Source organism: Streptomyces sp. NPDC002911, from assembly GCF_053591835.1.
In genome coordinates this window covers 1-1,494 of sequence record NZ_JBSFUO010000091.1, presented here as the reverse complement: position 1 = coordinate 1,494, position 1,494 = coordinate 1, and the positions used below count along the sequence as shown (strand labels likewise).

Genomic DNA, 1,494 nt, shown 5'->3' with positions numbered 1-1,494 from the left:
TGGCCGCATCCTGCATCAGACGCGCTTCTACTCCGGAGGAACGACGCACGACCCTACGGGTCGTAAAGACGATAAAGCCCTACGGGCTTTCCACCCCATTCCTTCGGAATGGGGTGGGGAATTCCTCCGGAATTCTCGCACCACACCGGAAAGTGGTGTGACTGGTGCTCAGCGGCTGCGGGCGCCGGGGGTGACGTGAGGTCAAGGGACAGCGTCGAGCCTGCCCGCACGGCTCCGCAGTGCGGGCAGGCTCGACGCCAGGAGACACGCGCGGCATCACTCGACCCACCGTCGCAGACAATTACGCACCAACAAGAGGGGGGTCGTTCGGCTCGGACTCTTGTGCATCATTTCTGATGGTAGCTAAGAACTGGACTCGGCACCTACCACCCTGCATCACCCAAGCGGCTGGGTAGAAACTGGGAATTTTTCCTACCACCGACCAGCCGCCGTCGCGCGCTCCGACGTCGCGAACCGAGACGCCCCTAACTACTCCGGTGGCGCCAAGAAAAGCGTGCCGGTTGGTTCTTGAATTTACGTCAGCATTCCCCTTTTGGTTAGATCAGTCAGAAGGGTCGGCAACCTCTTCTGACGGTCAGTCCACTCGTCCGAATTAGGAGCACAATCATGCAGATCATTCCCGCCTACATGCACTACTCCGAATTTAACTCCGGCTGGATCGTGGCTGAGGACGCAATGCGTCTGCTGCTCGCCGAGCTGGCTCCGGGGTCGCACACCATGACCGTGGTGGTCGACGGCGAGAGCCTGACCCTGGCGGACCGTCTGACCTGCACCGTGCAGGTGGAGGTGCCCACGGACGGCGGCCACACCGTCGACCGGGACGCCTGGGAGTCCGTCATGTGCCTGCTGGCGGTCGGCGTGGCTGACGCGGAGCGGGAGGGCCAGATCGTGGTGGTCTCGCCGGCCAGCAGCCACGTGACGCGCTGGGACCTCTGGGAAGGGCAGATCACGGCCCTGACGGTCACGCCCCTGAGCGTGTAGCCCACAGGCGGTGGTGCGGCCTCCACGGGCCGCACCACCGCCCGGCCCCCGACCTCCGTGCGCCGCCGTCCCTTCCGCAGCACCCACCCGGTGCTGGCGAAAATTCCGGAAGAATCGGCTTCCAAAACCCGTAGGGTTTCGGTGTCGTGACGACCCGTAGGGTCGTGCGCCGTTCCTCCGGAGGAGGCCGCGCGCACAATTGTTTTGAGGCTGGCGGGGAAATACTGCAATTGGAATGGGCGGCAACCCGAATTCCAATAATTTCCCCGCCAGCTGCGCCCACTCGTCCGACCGGAGCGCCTTCATTCTACGCATGGAACGGGAGTGAATTGATGGAGCAGAGTGACGAGAAAGACGTGCGGCTGCGCCGTGTCGTCGAAGGGCGCGCCCTGGTAAGCAGGGCGGCGTCGTTCATTCAGTCTGTCCGGTTTGATCACGTGATGCCGAGGGTGATCAGGGGGCGGGTGGCGTTGCGTGCGTGGTGGCGAAGGC

At 63.7% G+C, this 1,494-nt stretch carries 1 protein-coding gene; it reads left to right on the top strand.

Translation table 11 applies throughout. The annotated features are described in order from the left end of the window. Nucleotides 1-627: 627 nt before the first annotated feature. Nucleotides 628-1,002, top strand: a complete 375-nt coding sequence (locus ACWD04_RS33985) for a hypothetical protein (RefSeq protein ID WP_451137584.1) — start codon at nucleotides 628-630, stop codon at nucleotides 1,000-1,002. The last annotated feature ends 492 nt before the right edge of the window (nucleotides 1,003-1,494 follow it).

Bases quoted from the DNA above. Each gene is read 5' to 3' on its own strand.
- ACWD04_RS33985 (WP_451137584.1), top strand. From the start codon at position 628: ATGCAGATCATTCCCGCCTACATGCACTACTCCGAATTTAACTCCGGC.